The 22,458-nt window shown below is 36.9% G+C and carries 19 protein-coding genes; 12 read left to right on the forward strand and 7 right to left on the reverse strand.

The window, feature by feature from the left end:
- Positions 1-75 precede the first annotated feature (75 nt).
- The 5 genes from H6G86_RS08640 to H6G86_RS38380 form a co-directional block, all read right to left on the reverse strand.
- Entirely contained in the window at positions 76-1,095 is a 1,020-nt protein-coding gene (locus H6G86_RS08640) for an RNA polymerase sigma factor, RpoD/SigA family (RefSeq protein ID WP_199338202.1), read from the reverse strand.
- A gap of 629 nt (positions 1,096-1,724) precedes the next feature.
- Positions 1,725-1,985, reverse strand: coding sequence for a DUF3172 domain-containing protein (locus H6G86_RS08645; RefSeq protein ID WP_190933963.1), 261 nt, complete (start codon positions 1,983-1,985; stop codon positions 1,725-1,727).
- Between the two features lie 185 nt (positions 1,986-2,170).
- The gene (locus tag H6G86_RS08650; protein WP_190933964.1) at positions 2,171-2,605 is read right to left on the reverse strand and encodes a bifunctional diaminohydroxyphosphoribosylaminopyrimidine deaminase/5-amino-6-(5-phosphoribosylamino)uracil reductase RibD; all 435 of its coding nucleotides are present in this window, start codon (positions 2,603-2,605) and stop codon (positions 2,171-2,173) included.
- A gap of 72 nt (positions 2,606-2,677) precedes the next feature.
- The gene (locus H6G86_RS08655) at positions 2,678-3,100 is read right to left on the reverse strand and encodes a hypothetical protein (protein ID WP_163930847.1); all 423 of its coding nucleotides are present in this window, start codon (positions 3,098-3,100) and stop codon (positions 2,678-2,680) included.
- Positions 3,101-3,559: 459 nt separating this feature from the next.
- On the reverse strand, positions 3,560-3,766 hold the full coding sequence (locus H6G86_RS38380; protein WP_206758430.1) for a hypothetical protein: 207 nt from the start codon (positions 3,764-3,766) through the stop codon (positions 3,560-3,562).
- 596 nt (positions 3,767-4,362) lie between these two features.
- On the opposite strand from H6G86_RS38380, the gene H6G86_RS08660 reads away from it, so the two are divergent.
- The 10 genes from H6G86_RS08660 to H6G86_RS08705 all read left to right on the forward strand — a co-directional run bounded on the left by H6G86_RS08660 (position 4,363) and on the right by H6G86_RS08705 (position 16,833).
- Positions 4,363-6,567 (forward strand): GumC family protein, encoded by a 2,205-nt coding sequence (locus H6G86_RS08660; RefSeq protein ID WP_190933965.1) that lies wholly within the window; start codon positions 4,363-4,365, stop codon positions 6,565-6,567.
- Between the two features lie 62 nt (positions 6,568-6,629).
- The gene (locus H6G86_RS08665) at positions 6,630-7,586 is read left to right on the forward strand and encodes a glycosyltransferase family 2 protein (protein ID WP_190933966.1); all 957 of its coding nucleotides are present in this window, start codon (positions 6,630-6,632) and stop codon (positions 7,584-7,586) included.
- Positions 7,587-7,694: 108 nt separating this feature from the next.
- A complete protein-coding gene (locus H6G86_RS08670) occupies positions 7,695-9,017 on the forward strand; it encodes a flippase (protein ID WP_190933967.1) in 1,323 nt (440 codons plus the stop codon).
- 56 nt (positions 9,018-9,073) lie between these two features.
- Complete coding sequence (locus H6G86_RS08675) at positions 9,074-10,000, forward strand: glycosyltransferase family 2 protein (protein WP_190933968.1); 927 nt, start codon at positions 9,074-9,076, stop codon at positions 9,998-10,000.
- A 32-nt stretch (positions 10,001-10,032) separates the two neighbouring features.
- Positions 10,033-11,307, forward strand: a complete 1,275-nt coding sequence (locus H6G86_RS08680; protein ID WP_190933969.1) for an O-antigen ligase family protein — start codon at positions 10,033-10,035, stop codon at positions 11,305-11,307.
- Entirely contained in the window at positions 11,288-12,559 is a 1,272-nt protein-coding gene (locus H6G86_RS08685; protein ID WP_190933970.1) for a glycosyltransferase family 4 protein, read from the forward strand. Before H6G86_RS08680 ends, H6G86_RS08685 begins: the two co-directional genes overlap by 20 nt.
- 28 nt (positions 12,560-12,587) lie before the next feature.
- Complete coding sequence (locus tag H6G86_RS08690) at positions 12,588-13,604, forward strand: GT-B fold glycosyltransferase domain-containing protein (RefSeq protein WP_190933971.1); 1,017 nt, start codon at positions 12,588-12,590, stop codon at positions 13,602-13,604.
- A gap of 76 nt (positions 13,605-13,680) precedes the next feature.
- Entirely contained in the window at positions 13,681-14,574 is an 894-nt protein-coding gene (locus H6G86_RS08695; RefSeq protein ID WP_190933972.1) for a glycosyltransferase family 2 protein, read from the forward strand.
- A gap of 115 nt (positions 14,575-14,689) precedes the next feature.
- On the forward strand, positions 14,690-15,841 hold the full coding sequence (locus H6G86_RS08700) for a glycosyltransferase family 4 protein (RefSeq protein WP_190933973.1): 1,152 nt from the start codon (positions 14,690-14,692) through the stop codon (positions 15,839-15,841).
- A gap of 167 nt (positions 15,842-16,008) precedes the next feature.
- Positions 16,009-16,833, forward strand: a complete 825-nt coding sequence (locus tag H6G86_RS08705) for a WecB/TagA/CpsF family glycosyltransferase (protein ID WP_190933974.1) — start codon at positions 16,009-16,011, stop codon at positions 16,831-16,833.
- A gap of 187 nt (positions 16,834-17,020) precedes the next feature.
- On the opposite strand, the gene H6G86_RS08710 is transcribed toward H6G86_RS08705, so the two are convergent.
- Entirely contained in the window at positions 17,021-18,184 is a 1,164-nt protein-coding gene (locus H6G86_RS08710; protein WP_190933975.1) for an endo-1,4-beta-xylanase, read from the reverse strand.
- A gap of 569 nt (positions 18,185-18,753) precedes the next feature.
- On the opposite strand from H6G86_RS08710, the gene H6G86_RS08715 reads away from it, so the two are divergent.
- A complete protein-coding gene (locus tag H6G86_RS08715; RefSeq protein WP_199338203.1) occupies positions 18,754-19,836 on the forward strand; it encodes an adenylate/guanylate cyclase domain-containing protein in 1,083 nt (360 codons plus the stop codon).
- Between the two features lie 141 nt (positions 19,837-19,977).
- Here H6G86_RS08715 and H6G86_RS08720 read toward each other — a convergent pair whose 3' ends face one another.
- Positions 19,978-21,150 carry a homospermidine biosynthesis protein gene (locus tag H6G86_RS08720; RefSeq protein WP_190933977.1) on the reverse strand — a complete coding sequence of 391 codons (1,173 nt, stop codon included), beginning with the start codon at positions 21,148-21,150 and terminating at the stop codon, positions 19,978-19,980.
- A gap of 255 nt (positions 21,151-21,405) precedes the next feature.
- On the opposite strand from H6G86_RS08720, the gene H6G86_RS08725 reads away from it, so the two are divergent.
- Positions 21,406-22,290 (forward strand): ParA family protein, encoded by an 885-nt coding sequence (locus H6G86_RS08725; protein ID WP_012408196.1) that lies wholly within the window; start codon positions 21,406-21,408, stop codon positions 22,288-22,290.
- Positions 22,291-22,458 lie beyond the last annotated feature (168 nt).

Here is a 22,458-nt window from a genome sequence, read left to right on the forward strand (position 1 = left end):
TTGATAGAGATTACTTAGGTTTATTCTCCCCCAAAATGACCAAATTTTATTGCTCTAAATTTTGGAGAAATAACCTTAGCTAGCTAAATAACTACGTACTTGTTCCTTTTGTCGTCGGAGAAGACTGAGAGCTTTTTGCTCAATCTGACGTACCCGTTCTCGACTAATACCCATGCGATCGCCAATCTGTGCTAAAGAAAGTTCATAGCCATCAGTCAGACCAAATCGCAGGGTTAATATTTCTCGCTGTTGCGGAGACAACTTTGCCAACAAGTCTTGTAAGTCTTGGTGGAGAGATTCTTCAACAGCATAGTCTTCAGGAGAAGGGCCGTCATCTTCTAGGATATCCTGCAATTCTGTATCTTGTTGTTCACCAACTCGTGCCTCTAGTGAGAAAGGTTGACGAGCCAAGTATAAACACTCTCTAACTTGGCTAGGTGTCAAAGATAACGCATTAGCAATTTCAGCAGTAGTGGGAACGCGACCTAGCTGTTGAGATAATTCTCGCTGTACCCGTTTAATTTTGTTCAGTTTCTCAAAGACATGGATCGGTAAGCGAATTGTCCGTCCTTGTTGAGCGATCGCTCGCGTAATTCCTTGACGAATCCACCAGTAAGCGTAGGTAGAAAACTTATAGCCAAGAGCAGGATCAAATTTATCCACCCCTCGCTCTAAACCCAAAGTACCTTCTTGAATTAGATCCATAAATTCCAGATTGCGGTGCTGGTATTTCTTAGCCACTGCTACCACTAACCGGAGATTAGCCTGAATCATTTTCTGCTTGGCTTGGTGGCCCTGACTTAACTGTAGCTCTAGCACCTCAGTACCTAACTCCACTCGATCTGCCCATTCTTGCAGTGTGGGTTCGTGGTCTAATTTCACAGCTAATTCTTCTTTAGCAGCTAGTAAATTCATCATCAGCTGCACTTGTTGGGCAAAAATAACCTCTTGTTCGCGAGTCAACAAATCTACACGCCCGATCTCTTGCAGATAACTACGCACAATATCATCTGTAGCTCGAGGTTTTTTATCTGCGGCTAAACTTTTTTTCTTCGTTTTTTGAACTTCGGTAGGTGGAGATGTTAAGTTGCTCATGGTTATTTGCTCCTCTGTAACCTCATCAATTTAGTGGTATCAAGTCTATATATTCAGACCCACAACCATTTCACACTGCTAATCAATCAATTGGCAATACTGATGAATTCTGGTCTATGATACATTACAAGTCAATTGTTGGAGATAATAAACCCAAAATCAACCCACCCCATAATACTAACATTATCACCAGTCACAAATCAATTACCCTAAAGTATTATCACCATATCCTTTGAAAAAATCCCACTATATTTTATTCTGAAAAATTGCATATTTTCAAACACAATTATGTCTACTTAAATTATCCAACGGAGTTAACGAAAAAATGAAACCTTGAACGAGCAACGATTTCATCGCCACAAGATAAATCACTAACAGTAAATACCAACATAATTTTGAATTATTAAATCACAAAGGTTTTAAAATTCTCATAGTCTGGATATACATCTATGTAATTCCCATTAAGTGAAAATAATTAAATATAAAATATTCTTTTTTTAGTTCTATTTTTTATTAGATAATAAAACCATCTCAAGCCAAGTACATAGCAGCCGATTTTGAAATATAAACGAATGTACTTCTCCTGCTCAAAAACAGCTTCCTTTAGGAGTCCGGTTCAATACTTATAATTAGGGATTTAGGATGACGAAGACGCAGGTATTTGTGACAATTGTACTTGTGTCATACTGCACGCAGACATCTGCATTGAATGCGGTATCATCAACTTGATTGCTCTTGGAAACATTTTTGGGAATAATAGTAGTAACAGTGGTAACACTAGCACCAAGGATAGTACTTGGCAAGACAGTAGCACCTGCGATCGCTACTAATATCTTATGGAAACGAAAAGATTTACGTTTAGAGGTGGATAGTTGATTCTTGCATAACATATTTACAACAAGATTCTCCACTTATCCAATCAGTCGGAAATCATCGAAGACTCTTAAGAAGCAAACATCTGGAAGCTTTCTCACCTCTTTGACACAATTACATATTCGTGCATCAAGACAAATGATTGACTTGTCGCAAAGATTTTCAGGAAAATAATACTAGGTTGCAATTTGAACCGAACTCTTCAAGCATCACTTAGTAGATATTGGTTAATAAAAGTATTGACTTCATTGGCGCATAACCCGACATAGACTGTCTTACCTGCCTTCCTGAGAATGTCTAATCCTTGACCATTATTGCGGGGATCTGGATCAACTATAGATACATATATTTCATGTATACGACAATCTTCTGCGATCGCTAAAGCACATGCAGGTGTGCGTCCATGAAAAGAACAAGGTTCAAGGGTTACATACATTTTCAAAAACTTGAAAGCTTTGCCTTGAATCTGTTTAAGTCCGTCAGCCTCAGCATGGTGTTTTCCTAGTGCTTGCGTGTACCCTTGAGCTACTATCTCTTGGGCATCTACGATTACACAACCTACTGGTGGGTTTGGCAAACATTCCGGCAAAGCTTTTTTGCTTTGAGCTAAAGCAGCCAACATAAATATATCATCCATGTTTGAGCGTAAATTATTTAGATAAATTACACTACCAAAAATTAGTTATGTCTGGCTAAAAAAATTCCTATATCAAAATTTAGTCACTGTCACACTAATACCAGAATCGAGTTTAGGAACCTTAAAATACTCAATTGGTTCAGTAGTTTGAGAACTTTGGGTATTTGTTGGCTTCTGACATTCCTTAAAGAAAGCATCTGGATTATTGATGAACTCAAGCGGACTCATCTTTTGGCATCCTCGCTCCTGCACTAGCGAAACTGATTCAGCAGTTTGTTTGGGATTATTGGTCTGTCCCGTAAAATTACTCCATGTAGTGGTAATCGTCGCTGGTTCCGTCAATAAAACTCCAGCCTGATTGCGATCGTGAAACGGTTCCTCTGGAGCATCAGCATCAACTGTTACAATGGGAATATTCTCTTGGTTAGCATAGACACTCTGAGGTAGGAAGAGTGTGCTAATTACAACCACTAAGGTGATAAAAGAGGATTTCATAATTCAATCTCTTAATGTTCAGTCTAATAATTACAATTCGCTAGACACAAACACCCAAAAATAGCAGTCTAGTTTGAGTACTTCAGATTAACACAGGTACTATGGAGTATGGCTAAACTTCATTAAAAATATAGTGGAGTCTAAGTGTACATAGACTTTTATCCAGAAGGGGGTAGTTAAGCATCCTCCCTCTAAGACATCTGAATTTGACACTACCCTGTTATCTATTTTTCGTTGTAACTGTACTAATTAATATTTCGTTACCCGTATCACTAGCCGTTTATCTCTATAGCGTGTTACCATACAGTTACACTAATAAGACAAAATCCAAACTGTTAGATAAATCTTAGAAGGCGTATTTTGCATCCATAGCAGAATATAACCAAGGTAATTGCAAGTTTACAGTTAAACCTAAAATATTGGGATATAAACCCAAGGATGGGAACTGTGTTGTAATTTTCACACCTCAAGCCACATAAAAAAAGCTTCACCAGTCTGGGCAAATTGAACATAAGTACGAGTTATTACAACTTCAATACTCAACTCACATAATCTGAGTATTGCCAGTCCTGGATAATTACCAAACTTAGTGTTATTCAGAGTAAGAATTAATTGTTGCTGAAAGCTTTTTAAAAGCTTACGTAAATATCCATACAATCTTTCCAATTGTCTCTTTTCACTACGAAAAGCCTACCTCTGAAATCCTTACATCGCTTGTAGTCTGGGAAAATTGTATATTCCTTACCCTTAAGGTATTAATTATTCTCATCTTTTTAAAATTAGCGAATGTGCAGGGAATATACTGGCGTATTATATAAATTTTTTGTAAAGTTCTTCAATTAAGTGTTCTTACATAATATGATATTGAATGTTAGATTACTAATCAATAATTAGATCAGTATCAACACAAAAGTGAGTTAACAAAAAAAAAGAACACTAGCTAAATAAATTACGAAGAAAATTAGGAATTATCCTGTTGTTTTTCTCAGGATACTATAACTACCTGTAAGTTAAAATCGCTACTTATTAAGCTATCTAATATATATGCAGCGAACAGGTTGTGCGTAGTTTAGTCAGAGTATATTCCGTAAGACAGTATATCCGACAATACTTTGGTTTTAAAACAATTGAACATCAACAAAATCATCAATATGATACAGCGAACATTAGCAAAACGAAGTAATCTATAGTAATAGTGCGCTAAAATAACGAGAAAAATCTACTACAAATACAAATAGTCATTATTTTAAAACTTTTTTATTATGACGATGGAATCTTTACCACAGTTTGAAGAAGTAAATATTCAGAAATACTTAGAAGTTATTCAACGGCGTTGGCTACCTCTAGTCGGAATTTTTAGCATAGCTATTACCTTTGGATGCTTGTATGCCTTTTCACTAAAACCCTCATACAAGGCAGAAGGAAGTTTGATGATTAAAACAAATCGCTCTTCCTCACTCACAGGTTTACCGGACGACATAGGACGCTTGGAAGCTTTGAATATAAACGACAATCCCCTGGAAACCCAGGTGAGAGTTATTGGCTCAAATCCAGTTATTGACAGAACAATTAATACCCTCAACCTCAAAGATAAGAAAGGCAAAATGCTGTCGATTCGCGACTTAGCGACCCAACTAAAAATAGAAGGAATTAAAGGTACTGATGTTGTACAAATTTCTTATAAAAACAACGATCCTGAACTGGCTGCCAAAATCGTCAATGAAGTTATCAAAAGTTATATCGATTTAAATATTCAGGCTAATCAGGATGAAGCAAAGACAGCCAAAGGGGTTCTTGTAACAGAAGTACCCAAAGCTGAAGAAGTCGTCAGGAGAGCTGAATCAAAACTGCGGGTATTTAAAGAACAAAATAAAGTTGTTGTCCTGCAACAAGAAGCAACCGCAGCAGTCGACACAATTTCCAAGCTAGGAAATCAAATTTCTCAAGCTCAAGCTCAACTAGATGATGTCAAAGGTCGTTTACAACAGTTAGGCAGTGAAGCTCAGTTAGATTCACGGCAAGGTGTAATCGCATCTGACTTGAGTCAAGCACCTGGGGTTCAAAAAGTGCTTATCCAACTCCAAGAAACGGAAAGTCAACTAGCAATAGAGCGGACTCGTTTTTCACCTGAACACCCAACAATTACTAGCTTAGAAGAAAAAGTCGTAGCTCTTAAGAACTTGTTGAAAGAGCGGACAGGACAAGTCGCTGGGACAGCCCAGATAACAGAGGGAAGTTTACAGCTTGGGCAACTGCGCCAAAGCTTAATTGCAGATATTACTCGCGCTCAAGCAGAACGCGTTGGTCTAGAAAGACAAATTGCCACCCTCTTGCGACAGCAAGATGCTTACATCAAACGAGCAAATAATTTGCCAAGACTAGAACAGACTCAACGAGAGCTAGAACGGAAACTGCAAGCAGCTCAAACGACTTACGAAACCCTCTTAAAGAAACGCCAAGAAATTGATATTGCACAGAACCAAAAGATTCCTAATGCTCGTGTCATTTCTCTAGCTTTAGTCCCCGATAAAGCAGAAGGGCCTCGCAAAATCCTGTTTATTGTTGGTGGAGGAGCAGTTGGTCTTTTCTTGGGTATCATTGTCGCCTTTAGTTTAGACTTGATAGACCGCTCAGTGAAGACAGTTAAAGAGGCTAAAGAAGTCTTGAGATACACTGTTTTAGGAGTAATTCCTACACAGAGCAAAAATCCTAAAACTCATTCTTCCATAGCAGGAATTGATAGACCTATTCCCAAAATTATTGGCAGAGATATTCCTTATTTCCCTCTTGGTAACGCCTACCAAATACTCCAAGTAAACTTGAAGTTCCTCTGTTCTGATAAACCGCTCAAAAGCGTTGTAATCACCAGTTCTGTTGGTAAAGAAGGAAAGTCTGATGTATCTGCAAATTTAGCTGTGACAATGGCTCAAGCGGGTCGTCGAGTTTTACTAGTGGATGCAGATATGCGTAACCCCATACAGCATCATGTTTGGGGTCTAAACAATACAGTTGGACTAAGTAATGTCATTGTTGGTCAAGTTCCTTTAGATGCAGTTGTTCAAGAAGTGATGCCTAATCTAGAAGTTCTTACTTCTGGAGTTTTGCCTCCCAATCCAGTAGCACTGCTAGATTCCCAACGGATGGCAACATTGATAAGTAACTTTAGTAAAGATTACGATTTAGTTATTTTTGATACACCACCTCTTTCAGGAATAGCAGATGCTGCTGTTTTAAGCACCCTCACTGACGGTATCCTATTAGTCGTCCGCCCTGGAGTAGTTGATTTGAACAGTGCCAATGCAGCTAAAGAATTTTTAAATCAGTCAGGTCAGAAGGTGTTAGGGATAGTCATTAATGGTGTGAATATTAAAAATGAGTCTAATAATTATTTGCCTGAAAGCAAAAAACGGCAAATTAAAGAAGATTTAGTATCTAGCAGTTTAACCAAATTTACCAAAGAGCATTAATCGTATAAATGTCACTGCAAGTATCTTAATTGATTTTTTTTGCATTTTGGAAGCATTTCTATATGGATAAACACAAAATCAAAACATCTTGTTTAATTAATAACTACAATTATGCTGAATTTGTTTCAGACGCAATTGATAGTGCTTTAAATCAAACGGTTAAATTTGATGAGATTATTGTTGTTGATGACGCATCAACAGATAATTCTGCAGAAGTCCTTACTAGATTTACTAAAATAGACAATGTTAAATGTATCTTCAAAGAAAAAAATCAAGGACAATTATCATCCTTTAACGAAGGTTTTTTAGCTGCGACTGGAGAGATTATATTTTTTTTAGATGCCGATGATATTTATGAACCTCAATATTTAGAAACTGCCCTAAATTTTTATAAGAGACGTAGTGAATGTGACTTCCTATTTTGTGCATATAAAAAATTTGGGGCAGAAGAAGGGACATTTCAAGCTGATGCAGTTGATTTAGATTTGGGTTATTCAGTAATCCGAACTTTATACAATGGTGAATGGATTGGCTCCATAACTTCAACATTATCAATCCGTCGAGAAATAATTAGAAAATTTTTACCTATTCCAAAGACAGAAGATTGGCGTGTAAGGGCTGATGACTGCCTGGTATGGGGAGCCTCTTTGGTAGGGGCTAAAAAGTTTTATATGTCTAATCCTTTAGTGATGTATAGAATACATCAGAATAATCAGTATCATAATAAGAGCTTTTTAGATATAGACAAAAACTATGAATATAAAAGATTTTGGAAACGCAATTCTTTATTTAATTACATCATTCAAAAAAATAATTTTAGCCTACCATTATTATTGGCTTTCACCTCTCTTGATGAGCTAAAAACAATACCATGCCCAAACTTTCAAGATTTTATTTCATATTTGAAAATAGTATTTTTGTTTGAGCCTAATTTTTATTGGAAAATTAAGGGCATGATTTTGTTATTTAACTATTTTTTGAAAATTTTGATGGGTGGGAAATTAAAAAATAGTAGGTAATTAATGATTATGTAAAATACTAATCTAACTCAATCTATTTAGTGAATTTAGCAAGCTAGTAAAAATTTGCATATTGTTATAGAGAGTATCACATGGTTAAACAAAGTAATGCTAAGTAAATTAAGACTTAAAAGCTTATCACAATTAAAATCTCGTTCTGGGTTACGTGCAATTATTGCTAATACAGGTTGGTTGTTTGCTGACCGCATTCTCCGTATGGGTGCAAGCTTGGTGGTAGGAGTATGGGTAGCACGCTATTTAGGGGTACAGCAGTATGGTCTATTTAACTATGTTTTAGCCTTTGTTAGCTTATTTAGTCCGATTTTTACTCTTGGACTAGACGATGTAGTAGTTCGCCATATTGTCCGTCAATCATCAAACAAAGAAGAAATTTTAGGAACCACTTTTTGGCTAAAGTTGCTCGGTGGAATTGCCTCTGTTTTATTGGCGGTTGGCAGTATGTTCTTCTTAGGTGAGCATGAAACACTGAAGATATGGCTAGTTGCAATTTTAGGAATGGTAGGGATTTTTAGGGCGGCTGATACTATTGAACTGTGGTTTCAATCACAGGTGCAGTCAAAATACAGTGTAATCGCTAAGAATATAGCTTTTCTGCTAAATACTCTCATCAAAATAGCACTAATTTCAACAAAAGCACCATTGTTAGCTTTTGCCTGGGTAACATTAGCAGAATTTGCAATGAGTGCAATTGGCTTGCTGATTGTTTACCAAGCCAGAGGCACCTCAGTGTTGTTATGGCGTTGGAACTTTACTGCTGCTAAAACTCTTTTAAAAGAGAGTTTACCTCTAATTTTTTCGGGGTTCGCCATCATGATTTTTATGAGAATCGATCAGGTAATGCTAGGTCAAATGATTGGAGATAAGGAAGTTGGAATTTATTCTGCTGCGGTTCGTGTTTCTGAAATTTGGTATTTTATTCCAGCGGCTATTGTCTCTTCTGTTGCTCCCTCAATTTACGCAGCCAAGGAAAAATCAGAAAGTCTTTATTATCAGCGAATAGGACAATTACTCCGTCTCCTCACATATATATCTTTTGCAATTGCTCTGCCAATGACATTTCTATCTGAAAAAATAATCATGGTGATGTTTGGAAGTGGGTATGCAGAAGCAGGTCCAATATTAGCAGTTCATATTTGGACTTCTTTGTTTGTATTTATGGGTCTTGCAACATCACCGTGGTTTATTGCTGAAAGTTTGAATCATGTTTCTTTAGGTAAAACTTTATTTGGAGCAATATTGAATATTATTCTTAATTTATTGTTTATCCCTAAATATGCAGGATTTGGTGCTGCGATCGCAACAATAATATCTCAAGCTTCTGCTGCTTTTCTATGCAATGCATTTGATAAAAGAACACAAAAAATATTTAAAATTCAGATGAAATCGCTACTTCCTTTTTATAAATTTTGATTATTATTTATCTTTCACCTTTGTATATCAATTAACATTAGTCAAATTAATCAAATATGCAAACACCAGTAACTTTTATTATTTTCAATCGTTCACAAAAAACAGAGAAAGTTTTTGAAGCTATTCGCCAAGCAAAGCCAAAAAAGCTTTTTGTCATTGCAGATGGCCCCCGCAGTAACCGGGAAGGTGAGGCAGAAAAGTGTGAAGAAACTAGGGCAATTATTGAGAGAGTTGATTGGGAATGTGAAGTTATTAAGAATTATGCTGATATCAACTTAGGTTGTGCGAAACGAGTATCTAGTGGTTTAGATTGGGTATTTAATAATGTTGAAGAAACAATTATTTTAGAAGATGATTGTATCCCTCACCAGACTTTTTTCAGATTTAGTGAAGAACTACTGGAAAAATATAGATATGATACTAGAATCGGCACCATATCTGCCCAAAATGTTCAATTTGGACGAAAACGCACAAATTACAGTTACTATTTTTCTCGTTATAACCACTGCTGGGGTTGGGCAAGTTGGAGACGTGCTTGGCAACATTATGATTTGACTATGAAACTCTGGAAAGAGGTGCAAGCAGAAAACCTTTTACATGACATTCTTATAGATACAAAAGCAGTAAATTATTGGCGACGAATATTTCAGTCTATTTATAACAATCCTACAGGTATAACTTGGGATTATCAATGGACATTTGCTTGCTGGATGCAGGGTAGCTTAAGCATTATTCCCAATGTCAATTTAATTTCTAATGTTGGTGTTGGTGCAGACGCAACTCATTTCAATTCCAAGCAAGAATTTTCTTTCATTAATATGTCAATGGAAGCAATAGAGTTTCCCTTAAAGCATCCACCGTTTATTGTGAGGAATATAGAGGCAGATATTTTTACGCAGAAAACAGTCTATAAAGCAACTGCATTAGATATTTTCAAAGAAGAATTGAAGAAAAAATTAAATTACTCAACAGTCAAAAAATAGTAACCCATCTAGTAAATTAATAGACAGATGAAATGTCAGAAATTAAGGTAAAACTAACAGAAAAAATACTAACTGTCTTACTATTACTCATTACTGTAGGGGCATTGACCATACACCCTGCACAAGAAATTTCTATATCTACCCTTGGAGGCGATAAGCTAGATACTATATTCAATATAGTTTCATATTTAATTCTGTTTTATTTCCTACTTTTATACTGGAAAGGTTTTCTTTATGTAACTACTAAAAGTCCATTACAGTTTCTTTTGATAACAATAGTTATATTTTCTCTTTTGTGGTCAGGAGACTTAAGTTCTAGTCTTACTTATATGAGAGGTTTAATCCGACTATATTTTCTGGCAATCTATTTGGCAATGCGTTATTCTCTCCGCGAACAAATGAGACTAATCGCTTGGGCGCTTGGTGTATCTGCATTATTATCTATGATATTTTCTGCATTCATACCAGGTTATATTCATCAATCACCTGAATTAGTAGGTATGTGGAGCGGAATTTATGGTCATAAAAATGAATTAGGATATATGATGGCTTGGAGTACAGGAGTTTTTTTGCACCTTGCTCTTAGTAGCCATCGATATAGTTGGTTGATGTGGGGAATATGTGGGATATCTATATGTCTAATTATCCTTTCACGTTCTACAACATCTTTGACGATTATATTAACAATGATATTACTTTTACCTGTCTATAAATCATTTCAAAAAACTAATTATAAATTACAAGTTATTCTAATTACTTCGACTTTAATGTTACTCATTATCGGTTTAATGTTACTTATCAATAATGCCGATACCGTAGTTGGTACTTCTGGCAAAGACCTTACCTTTAATGGACGTTCTGATCTCTGGGAGCTAGTGATGTCCAAGATTTGGGAAAGACCCTGGCTAGGTTATGGATTTTCTGGATTTTGGACTAGTACTTCTGCATCTAATCTAAGAGCTACTTATGATTGGGCAAGTAATGCTCACAATGGTTTTTTAGAACTATTGTTAGAATTAGGATTTTTAGGTTTTTTGACTTTTGCCGCAGGCTTTTTCCGGTTCTTTGTAATGGCATTAACTCGAATTATTTCTGTTGCTAAAAAGCCGGAAGATTATTGGCCAATGCAGATGCTAATTATCATTGTAATAGTAAATTTTTCAGAAGCAAGATTATTAACTCCCAGTTGGAATTGGTTAATGTATGTAACTACGTCGCTATCTTTGACTCTTGAATATGAACGAAATAATAAAAATATTTTAGTTAGTAATTACGAAGTTAAAAAAAATGAAAGTTTTACATCTTAGTACTCACGATATTGGTGGAGGTGCTGCAAGGGCTGCCTATCGTTTGCACACAGGTTTGCAAGATATAGGACTACAGTCACAAATGCTAGTTCAGGAAAAATCTAGTAATGATAAAACAGTAATTGCCCCTAAAATTAGACTCTTTCAAGGCATTGCCAAAGCCAAATTGACATTTGAAAGCCTACCATTAAAGCTTTATACTCAAAAGAAAAATACTCCATTTTTTATTCAATGGTTGCCAGATAGAGTTATTCCTAAAGTTGCTCAGATTAATCCAGATATAATCAATTTGCATTGGATTAGCGGAGCTTTTATGCAAATAGAAACGTTCTCTAAGCTAAAGCGTCCTCTAGTTTGGACTCTTCATGATATGTGGGGGTTTACTGGAGGGTGTCACGTTATTGGAGAATGCGATCGCTACAAAGTCTCCTGTGGAGCTTGCCCTCAACTCAACAGTATTAATGAGTGGGATTTATCCCGTTGGGTATGGCGGCGCAAAGTAAAAGCTTGGAAAAATATTAATTTAACTCTGGTTTCCCCAAGTTCTTGGTTAGCAGAGTGTGCTCGTTCCAGTTCTTTGTTCCAGAATTTGCGAATCGAGGTGATTCCTCACGGATTGGATACTCAAAAATATCGACCTATTAATCGACATTTTGCACGAGAAACACTGAAGTTACCTCAAGATAAGAAGCTGATTCTCTTTGGAGCTATAGAAGCAACAAGCGATCGAAATAAAGGATTTCATTTGTTGCAGCCAGCTCTACAAGAATTGAGTAAGGCTGGATGGAAGGACAACTTTGAAGTGGTTATTTTTGGGGCATCTCAACCGGAAAACCCACCGGATTTAGGCTTTAAAACATACTATTTAGGGCATTTATATGATGATCTATCTTTAGCAACTGTTTACTCGGCAGCTGATGTGATGCTTGTGCCATCTCTGCAAGAATCTTTTGGACAGACAGCTTCTGAATCACTTGCTTGTGGTACTCCAGTTGTTGCATTTAATTCTACTGGCTTAAAAGATATTGTCGATCATCAGCAAAATGGCTATTTAGCTAACCCTTATGAAGTTGACGATTTCGCCAAAGGAATTGCCTGGATACTTGAGAATGAGCAGAGGTTAGAAAAACTGTCATTCTATGCTCGCAAGAAAGCAGAACAAGAATTCACCCTAGAACTTCAAGCACGTCGTTATTCAGCTTTATTTGAGGAAATATTGATGGTAGCCAAGAAATCTCCATTTAGTAACTAATTTAGTAAATAAATAAATACTTCATAATATGTCAATACCTATAGCTTTTATAATTTGTACAGAACCTGGGCGCTTAGAAGCTCAGTCGTTAATGCTTGCAGAAAGTATTCGTAAGTTCTGTGGAGAATTGAAAGACACACCTATATATAGTTTTCATCCTAGAGTAGGTGAACCAATATCAAAGCAAACCCAAAAAGCATTTGAAGCGTTGCAGGTAAATCATCAACAAGTTCCTATCAATCAAGAATTCCATGAATATTATTTAGCAAATAAGCCCCTGGCGTGCGCCTATGCAGAACAAAATATTGATGCAGAAATATTAGTTTTTCTAGACAGTGACAAATGCTTCTTTTCTGCACCAAAAGAATTTTTATTACCTGTTAATTGCAACGTTCGTTTACGTCCTGAGTATGGTCAAGGAATTGGTTCTACAGGTTTTCGAGACTCTCAAGAATGGTACTGGCAAAAATTATATGAAGTGCTGGGGGTAAAACGTGAGGTATTTGTTGAAACACCAATTGGTAAAAAAAGGATTAGAGCTTACTGGAATTCTGGTTTGGTCGTTGTGAGAAGGAGTGCGGGTATATTTACAGCTTGGAAAGAGAATTTTGAAAAAGTAATGCGCCTTGATATCACTCCTCCCCAAGGTATTTATTTTGTTGAGCAGTCTGTTTTGTCTGTAACTTTATGTGCCTTGGAAGAAAATGTCGAGCATCTTCCTGCTAATTATAGTTATCCATTACCTTTACATAACCGTTTATCAACAGAATTACAAATTAAACATTGGAATGATATTATATCAATTCATTATTTCAACTTATTCTTCTATAACGATTGGAATACACAAATTAGAAAATTGAAAAAACTTAACATTAATTCCGAAAAATATCTATGGTTATGTCAAGAGGTTGTCAGATTAAGAATGCCTCGTGTATCAGTTTTGCACAGATATATGTTGGTAGTTAGAAGAATGGAACAAAAATTACGAAATTTTAATTTAGATATTAATTTGAGTAGCTGGATAGAAAAAATGGCTAAACTTTAAACGTAATGCGAATAATTACGTTTAGCTTTATTATTTGTATTGCTCATTTCCATAGAAATTACGTGAGGTAAATAAGATGAAAAAAGCAAATATAGCTGTAGTTATGACCTGTCATAACAGGCGTAATACAACTCTTGCCTGTCTACATACTTTATATGAGCAAAAACATCATTGTGATGTTTATCTAACTGATGATGGTAGCTCTGACGGGACTGCACAAGCTATCAAAGCAGAATATCCAGACGTACACATTCTTCAGGGTAATGGTAATTTATTTTGGGTAGGAGGAATGCATCTTGCCTTTAATGAGGCGATAAAGAATCAATATGATTATTATCTATGGTTGAATGATGACACATTTCTAGAACCCAACGCTGTCAGCAAATTATTACAGATTCATCAAGATTTGACTGCACAAGGTTATCCAGACTCAATTGTAGTTGGTTCAACTAAAGACCCAATGACAGGAAAAGCAACCTATGGAGGAGCAGTAAAATCTAAAAAGTGGTATTCTAACAAATTTGAATTTTTAGAACCAAGTTCGGTTATTCAAAAATGCGATGCTATGTATGGTAACTGTGTACTAATCCCTAAAACTGTTGCTGTAAAAGTTGGCAATATTGATACAGCTTTTATTCACAGTTTAGGAGATTTAGATTATGCCCTCAGAGCGCGTAAATTGGGTTGTCAAATATGGGTAGCTCCTGGATATATTGGTACTTGTACTAAAAACTCTATCCGTAACAGTTGGGTAGATACTAATTTAAGTATATTACAGCGCTTAAAAAAGGCGCTGCAAATTAAAGGATTTCCATTAAAACCCTGGACTATATTTTGTATCAGACACTCTGGTCCGTTATGGATATTCTATTGGTTTTTACCCTATATAAGAGCAATTATTGGTTACAAAAATTTGGCAGTTTCTCCCACATTTTCTGAAGAGATTAGCCAAAGTAACTCAGAGGTTTGATCATGATACTAGGATTATTAACTAATGATATATGCATAATTCATAGCTATCTAAATAAGTGAAAAAATGTAGTTTCAAAAATCAATTCTTTAAATATTCAAATCATCAATAGATTATGGGCAAACGTTTACTAATTGTCTCAACACTTGATTCTAGTCAACCATTTGGTGCATTTACTAGACCTTTTTATCTAGGACAATATCTAACTAAAGATTTTGATGTTTTTCAGCTAGGATTAGATTGTTCATCTGTTAAGTATGCACCTTCTATTTCGATTGGATCAAGAAGTCTGAAGTCATATATTCAAACTATAGAAAAATGTATCGATGAGTTTTGTCCAGATATCGTTTACGCTCAAGAAACTTTACCTGGATTAGCTGCTTTGATTTCGCTGAGGCTTAGAAAACGCAGAAATTCCTCTCTTGTCTTAGATTTTCATACATTTTCAGCGTATGAATATTGGATGCGCTTGTTTTCAGTTGCCAATCCTTTAAAAGAGTTTGTACAATGTATTAAGACATATATTGCTCAGGGAATTCTGATATTTTCTGGTAGTCCAATTATTGCAGCAGGTGACTCAATTCCTAAACTAATTTCCCAGTGGTATGGTAAAACTCCCCAGAAGATTTATAGTATCGGGAATGGAGTTACTGAAGACTTATTAAATACTGAATCGTTTTTGAGCCAAGACCCTTATCAAGCATTTAGACCAGCGAAAATAGTGGTTCTTGTTGCTCCTAAAACATTTCAGTTTCCAAGTAATGATATGTCTGTGTCAATGACTATTCAGATTGCTAAACATATTGAAAATCATCATGAGAAAATACATTTTGTTGTTATAGGTAGGGATAGTAGTGATATTTCAGAACCAATACCTTCTAATATTTCTTTTTTGGGGTTTTTACCTAAAAGAGAGGATTTTGTTAAATATGTTCAATATTCAGATATTGCTTTGCTACCATTTTCTAAGCAAGCAGTAGCAGGTGGCGCTCGGAATAAAGCGTTAGATTATTTCGCTAGTAGAAAGTTAGTTGTATCAACACCAGAAGGATTGCGAGGTTTAGAAGAATTTCGGCACTTAGAACATCTTTTAGTCACAGGATACTCTACTGAAGAAATCGCTAATACAGTGCTAGATGCCGCTTCCAATTTTGAGAAATATCAATCACTTGTAGATACAGCATATACCTTAATTACAGAGAAATATTCTTGGAATGCAAGAGCGCAGAATATCGCACAAATTCTGATGGAAGTAAGTTGTTCTTAGTTAAATTTATTTATTTCAAAGAATATATCAACTAAGAAATTTAAATTTAAGTTTTTTTAGTATTGAAAATTTGAAATATTTAAAGATTGGTAGCAATTAATTTTTAAATAATCACCTTTCTTCTGGAACCAACTCTCATAATTCTAAAAATAAAAATTCTTTAAGCCATGAAAAATCGATTTTCTTATAAATTTCTTGGTGTTAAACTTGATGCACTCTCTATCCCAGAGTTAAATTTATTAATTGAAGAATCTATTGATAAAAACGAGAAATGGATTATTGCTAATCACAACTTGCATAGTCTTTATCTCTTTCATAACGATCCAAAAATGCAAGCATTTTATGCCAAGGCTGAATATATCCATATTGATGGTATGCCTTTATTGTTTATTGGAAAGTTGTTAGGTTTTCCAATGAAACGAGAACAAAGAGTAACCTATGCTGACTGGGTATGGCCTCTGATGGCAGAAGCCGCTAGTAAAGACTGGCGTGTATTCTATTTAGGTTCAAAGCCAGGAGTAGCGGAACAAGGAGCAAGTATTTTGCGCAAGAAGTTTCCTGGTTTACAGATTGCTTGCGCTCATGGTTATATTGATATGGATAAAGATAGTGAAGAAAATCTCGCGACTCTGGCTGCAATTAATGCTTACAAACCTCATGTATTAATGGTGGGGATGGGTATGCCACGCCAAGAGCATTGGATTTCGGAAAATCTGGAATATATTCATGCGAACACTATTTTGACTAGTGGAGCCTGTATGGACTATGTAGCAGGAGCAGTACCTACTCCTCCTCGCTGGATGGGAAGGGTTGGCTTGGAATGGTTATATCGCTTGTTGTCTGAACCGAAAAGACTTTGGAGACGTTACTTGCTTGAGCCTTGGTTTGTAGCTACATTATTTTTACGAGAAATTTGGAGTATGCCAAGCCAGCAAAAAAAAAATAGAATGCTGCTATTTCTCACTACAAGATTCCACAAGTTTGTAGCCTGATTGAGTTTCGCCAAGCCTCACCAGTACGTCACTCAATTTGTCACGAATTTATGAAATACTGTATTAAGGCTTAATCATTAATTACTTCAAGATACTTTATATCTCATCATCGTAAATGATGAATAATATCTCCACATACTTCGTTGAGAATAACATTTGAAAGTGCTATTTACGTCTGGGTGAAGTATTAAGTTGCTTGCTGAAAAGCCTGGGCAATAGCGTTGCGAGCAAGTTTAGGTTGCAGGTTTTCATCGAAGGGAAGTGGACGCAGGAATTTCCAGAGACTTGGATTGTTTCTAAAGGTTTTTCCTGGCATCCAGTCGGGATGGCGTATCCAGGTATGACGGTCGGTAATTCCCCATGTAATTATAGTATCAACTCCAGCCGCAAAGCAGAGGTCAAGATATCGCTTGTAACTGTCGGCTACCATCTGGTCTAGCTTTTTGATACTATCAGGCAGTGGGGCATCAATGATAATATCTAATTCTGTGATTATTGGTTTAACTTGAAGATCATTAAGCCGTTTTAAGACAGAATTAAATCCTTTTTGGTCAAAACCATAGGCAGTAGAAAACCATAGATGTGATTGGATACCTGCACCATCAATTTTAACGCCACTATTCTTCAGGTATTCGACCATTTTTAAGAAACGATCTGATTTCCATGTAGCGCCTTCGATGCCGAAATCGTTGAGGTAAAATTTCTTGCTACTATCAACTGAAGCTGCAATTAAAAACAAATCTCGAATTAATTCTCGTTTTACCCCTTTACGCAAACCGTAGGTAGGATTATCAGTTTCATTTTCACTATCAGCGATAATTTCATTGGCAATATCCCAAGACTTTAAAACAGGGCTATTGCGATAATGCCCCATAACTCCTTTAACATGGCGTTCGAGCATTTTAAGAGTGGGGGGATAAGGTAGCCAGTCTGGTTTTCCCATGTGCCAGAAAAGGGTATGCCCATGCAATTGTATATTATGCTTTTGGCAGAAACCAGCGATCGCATCTGCTGACTCAAAAGTAAATTTTCCTGGCTGTGGTTCAGTGGCGTTCCATTTTAATTCACCATTTGGTGTCACTATCGAACATTCACGAGCAATTAGGTCAGCGTAACCCTTCTCTTGTAGCAAAAATTCACTAGAAACTGCTGTACCATAACTCTTTCCTTTGGCTGCTGCTAATTGTCGAAGGGGAGAATTGACATTTGCGCTTGCACTTAGATAATTTGCCGTAGCAGCATTTGTGGTACCATCTTCAATCTGCCTATCCTTTTGTAAAAACCCCATAGTCAATAAGGCAGAAAGGGTTGTGTATCCTGCTCTTTTTAAAAATTTTCTGCGATAAGGCATAAACGATATTTAATAAAAAGCACAATTATTATATTACAGAATAATTTTTTATATTTTTAAAAGTATCGCACTTACTCGACATCCCACCATAAACTGAAGTGCAAGGCTGATAGCCAAAGTCCATTCATGTGGACTGAAATCATTTAATAATAGCCCTCTTTAGAGAAATGTAATATCCCCATCTTAGAAGGCTCAGATGTGAGTAACGACATGGCTTAAAAGGGAATCTGCAAAAGATTAAAACTTTAACTTAAGCATATTGCGAGTGGTTTTGTTCAACTGGCGATCGCTTAGAAACTACGTTCTTGAATATAAGCTGCTAAAAACAAAATTTTATTCTATATATCAATCCTTCAAAAGACATAACATATATTATTGATGCTTACTTAATTCTGATTAACCAACTCAAAAGCTTACTCATAGCCGTTTTCGCTCAACCACACTTAGTTAAGTCATAAAAATCTCATATTTGATTAATTAATATTAATATCATTAAAAAAAGTGAAATCTTAGGAGTGATGGTTTTCTTTAGCCGTGACGTACAACCAAAAGATAAAGATCTATTGAAAATGATGGGTTCTATTGGTAGTCAAATCGCCCAGTTTATCAAACGCAAACAAGCAGAAGATGCTCTGATAGAAAGCGAAGAACGCTATCGGGATTTATTTGAAAATGCTAACGACTTGATTCAATCTGTCAATGTCTATGGTCGTTTTTCGTATGTCAATCTTGCATGGCAAGAAACTTTAGGATATAGCGAAGCTGAAATTGCGAATATAACCATTTTCGATATTATACATCCAGAGTTTAAACAAGAATGTTGGCAAAGGTTTTATCGCGTACTGTCAGGAGAAAAGTTCGATCAAGTAAAAGCGGCATTCGTTACTAAAGATGGTCAAACAATTTTTTTAGAAGGTAATATTAACTGTAAATTTTCCGAAGGTCATCCAGTTGCAGTTCGTGGCATATTTCGCAATATCACCCAGCGAATAGCAGCAGAAGAAGCGCTACGTCATCAGCAAGAAGAAACCGAACGTTTATTGCTGAATGTTTTGCCAACCGCAATCTCCAAGGAACTGAAAGAAGAATCAGCTAACATTGCTAAAGAATTTGCTGATGTCACAGTTTTATTTGCAGATATTGTCGGCTTTACCGAAATTGCTGCTTCTATGAGTGCAATTCAAGTGGTAAACTTACTTAATTCGATTTTCTCAACTTTCGATCGCCTCACTGAACAATATGGTTTAGAGAGAATCAAGAACATTGGCGATGCTTATATAGTAGTTGGTGGCTTACCTACACGCCGCCCAGATCATGCTCAAGCGATCGCTCTTATGGCACTACATATCCAAACTGCGATCGCTCTATTTAATACTGAAAATAACCAAAACTTCAACATCCGTATCGGCATCCATAGTGGTTCCGTAATTGCGGGAGTAATTGACCTCAGCAAATTTACTTGCGATCTTTGGCGAAACACGGTAAACATCGCTAGCTGTATGGAATCTCAAGGTATTGTTGGTAAAATCCAGGTTACAGAAAATACTTATAAGTCTTTGTGTAATGAATTTTTATTTCAAAAGCGGGGCGAAATCGAAGTTAAAAGTAAAGGGATAATGACAACTTATTTTTTGGTTGGGGAAAAGGGATGAGGGGTATGGGGCATTGGACATGGGGCATTGGACATAGAGAAGAGACTGTTCAATAATTTCCCCTAATACTTTCCTGCTCCCTGCTCCCTGCTCCCTTCCCCCTACTCCCCTGCTCCCCTGCTCCCCTGCCTCCTCTACTCCCTACGTATTCGGAATCAGCCGCCCACAGGGATAAGTCGCTGTCTGTTGTGAGGCACTTTCGGCCACTGCTGCGGGAACCTGATCCGATGGTTGGGTTTTGGCTGCTAGATAGTCTTTTTGCAGTTTATCCAAAATGGCTTCTCGCTTGTCGTAAACACGCTTCAGGGGACGAGGCTGGCACTTATTCAAGACGTATGCTGTTACCAGTGGTAAAGCGATCGTACTATCGGTATAACAAACAATTGTGTTAGGCAACTCTTCCGGGTCAATCTTACCCCAGCTAACGGCTTCTGATGGGGTTGCTCCAGACAAACCGCCTGTATCTGGACGTGCATCAGTAAACTGCACAAAGTAATCGTGTCCTCGTTCTTCTAGTCCTAATACCTCATGAAGTTGCGGTTGAGTTTGTAGTAAAAAGTTCTTAGGACTACCGCCACCGAGAATTACAGCCGCACTTTTACCGCCTGACTCACGGGCATTATATGCGATCGCAGCCGTTTCATTTACGTCAATTGATGGATCTAACACCAACTGCGAACCTTCCAAAGCCAAAGCTGCCACGTTCATCCCAATAGAGCTATCTCCTGGAGAAGACGTATATATAGGCACGCCATACTCATAAGCTGTAGCCAGCAAGCAGGAATGCTGCACACCCAGTTGCTTTTCTACTTCCCGAACATACTTACCTAGTAAATGGTGAAACTCAGCAGTTCCCATCCGCTTCTGAAACGCTTCCCCTTGTAAAATCTTGCGGATGAAGGCATCAGTTTCTAATAGCACATCGTAACCAAAGATAATGTCATAAATGCGAATAGTCCCTTCCTGACGCAGTTTCACATCATCCAAAAAGGGATTACCAGCAAAGAGTTCAAAACCCAAACCGTAATGCATATCATGGTAAAGATTTGCACCAGTGCTAATCATCCAATCAATAAAGCCATTACGAATTAAGGGTGCAAGCGCTGAAACCCCGAATCCTGCTGGTGTCATCGCACCGGAAAGGCTAACTCCGACAGTAACACCTTCGGTTAGCACATCACGACTCAGAAGTTGGCAGATTTCCCGCAACCGCGCTGAGTTGTAAGCAGTGAAGTATTGATCGATCAAATCCACTACATTGATATCATTTGATATAGGTGTAGGTGCAATTTTTTGACCCAGCTGTTTAGACATTTTGGCACTCCCGAACAGTAAACACGCCGAATCTAATGTTATCTAGCTTTCAACCAAAGTGATAGCAATTTAAATAGTACAGCAGGTAAATCCACCCACGCCACGGAGAAGTAGCATTTCCCTCTGCTCCTTTCCCCCTGCCCCCTGCCTCTTCGTTGAGTTTCCGAAAATATTAAATTTAATGGAAGATTTAATAAATTGAGAGAGGTGTACGCTACCTAGATGTGAAGAATGCGTCAACAGAGGACTCAACCAATGGGATATGTAATTGCTACTGCAAACATGAAAGGTGGCGTTGGTAAAACTACCCTCACCGTCAACTTAGCTACCTGTTTAGCTAAAAATCATGGCAAGCGGGTGCTTGTCCTTGATTTAGACAGCCAAATTAGCGCCACACTCAGTTTGATGTCGCCTTTAGATTTTGCCAAGCGCCGTAAACAAAGCAAGACATTTAGGTATCTAATAGACGAAGTTATCAATCCAGACCCACAAGCAAAACTCACAATTCAAGATATCATTCAATCCCAGGTTTGTAATCTTCCCGGACTGGATTTATTGCCAGGAGATATCGACTTATATGACGAATTTGTTGTATCAGAAATGCTACATCAACAAGCAACTGCATTAGGAGAACAGGACTTTGAAACTATTTGGAATCGTTTTGAAAGAGTGCTGATTAATAACATTTTAAAACCAGTCCGTCAAGAATATGATTTTATCCTTCTCGATTGTGCCCCTGGATATAATTTATTGACTCGTAGCGCTTTAGCTGCCAGCGATTTTTACATACTTCCGGCGAAACCAGAACCCTTATCTGTAGTGGGTATTCAACTACTAGAAAGACGCATCGCCCAATTGAAAGACAGTCATGGGCATGAAACCAAAATAGATATAAAAATGCTGGGAATTGTATTCAGTATGTCTACTGCTAACCTTCTCACTGGCAGATACTATAAACAAGTGATGCACCGCGTTGTCGAAGATTTTGGGGTAGAGAAAATTTGTAAAGTACAAATACCAGTTGATGTCAATGTTGCTAAGGCTGTTGATAGTTTTATGCCAGCTGTTTTAAATGCTCCCCAATCAGCTGGTTCAAAAGCGTTTTTTCAGTTAACTCAGGAGTTGTTGCAAAAGCTATAAAGACCTAATCAGTAAGCTAATGAGGGTAATATAGCAGTCCTAAATCATTCATTAAAAATTAGATCCCCGACTTCATAAAAGTTGCCGGGGATCTGGACAGCACGAATTTTCATAAATTAGATAGTATTGCTATAAGCAAGTTATCTTTTATATAAGTTCAGCACTTAT

This window comes from Nostoc sp. FACHB-133, assembly GCF_014698055.1.
GTDB lineage: Bacteria > Cyanobacteriota > Cyanobacteriia > Cyanobacteriales > Nostocaceae > Nostoc.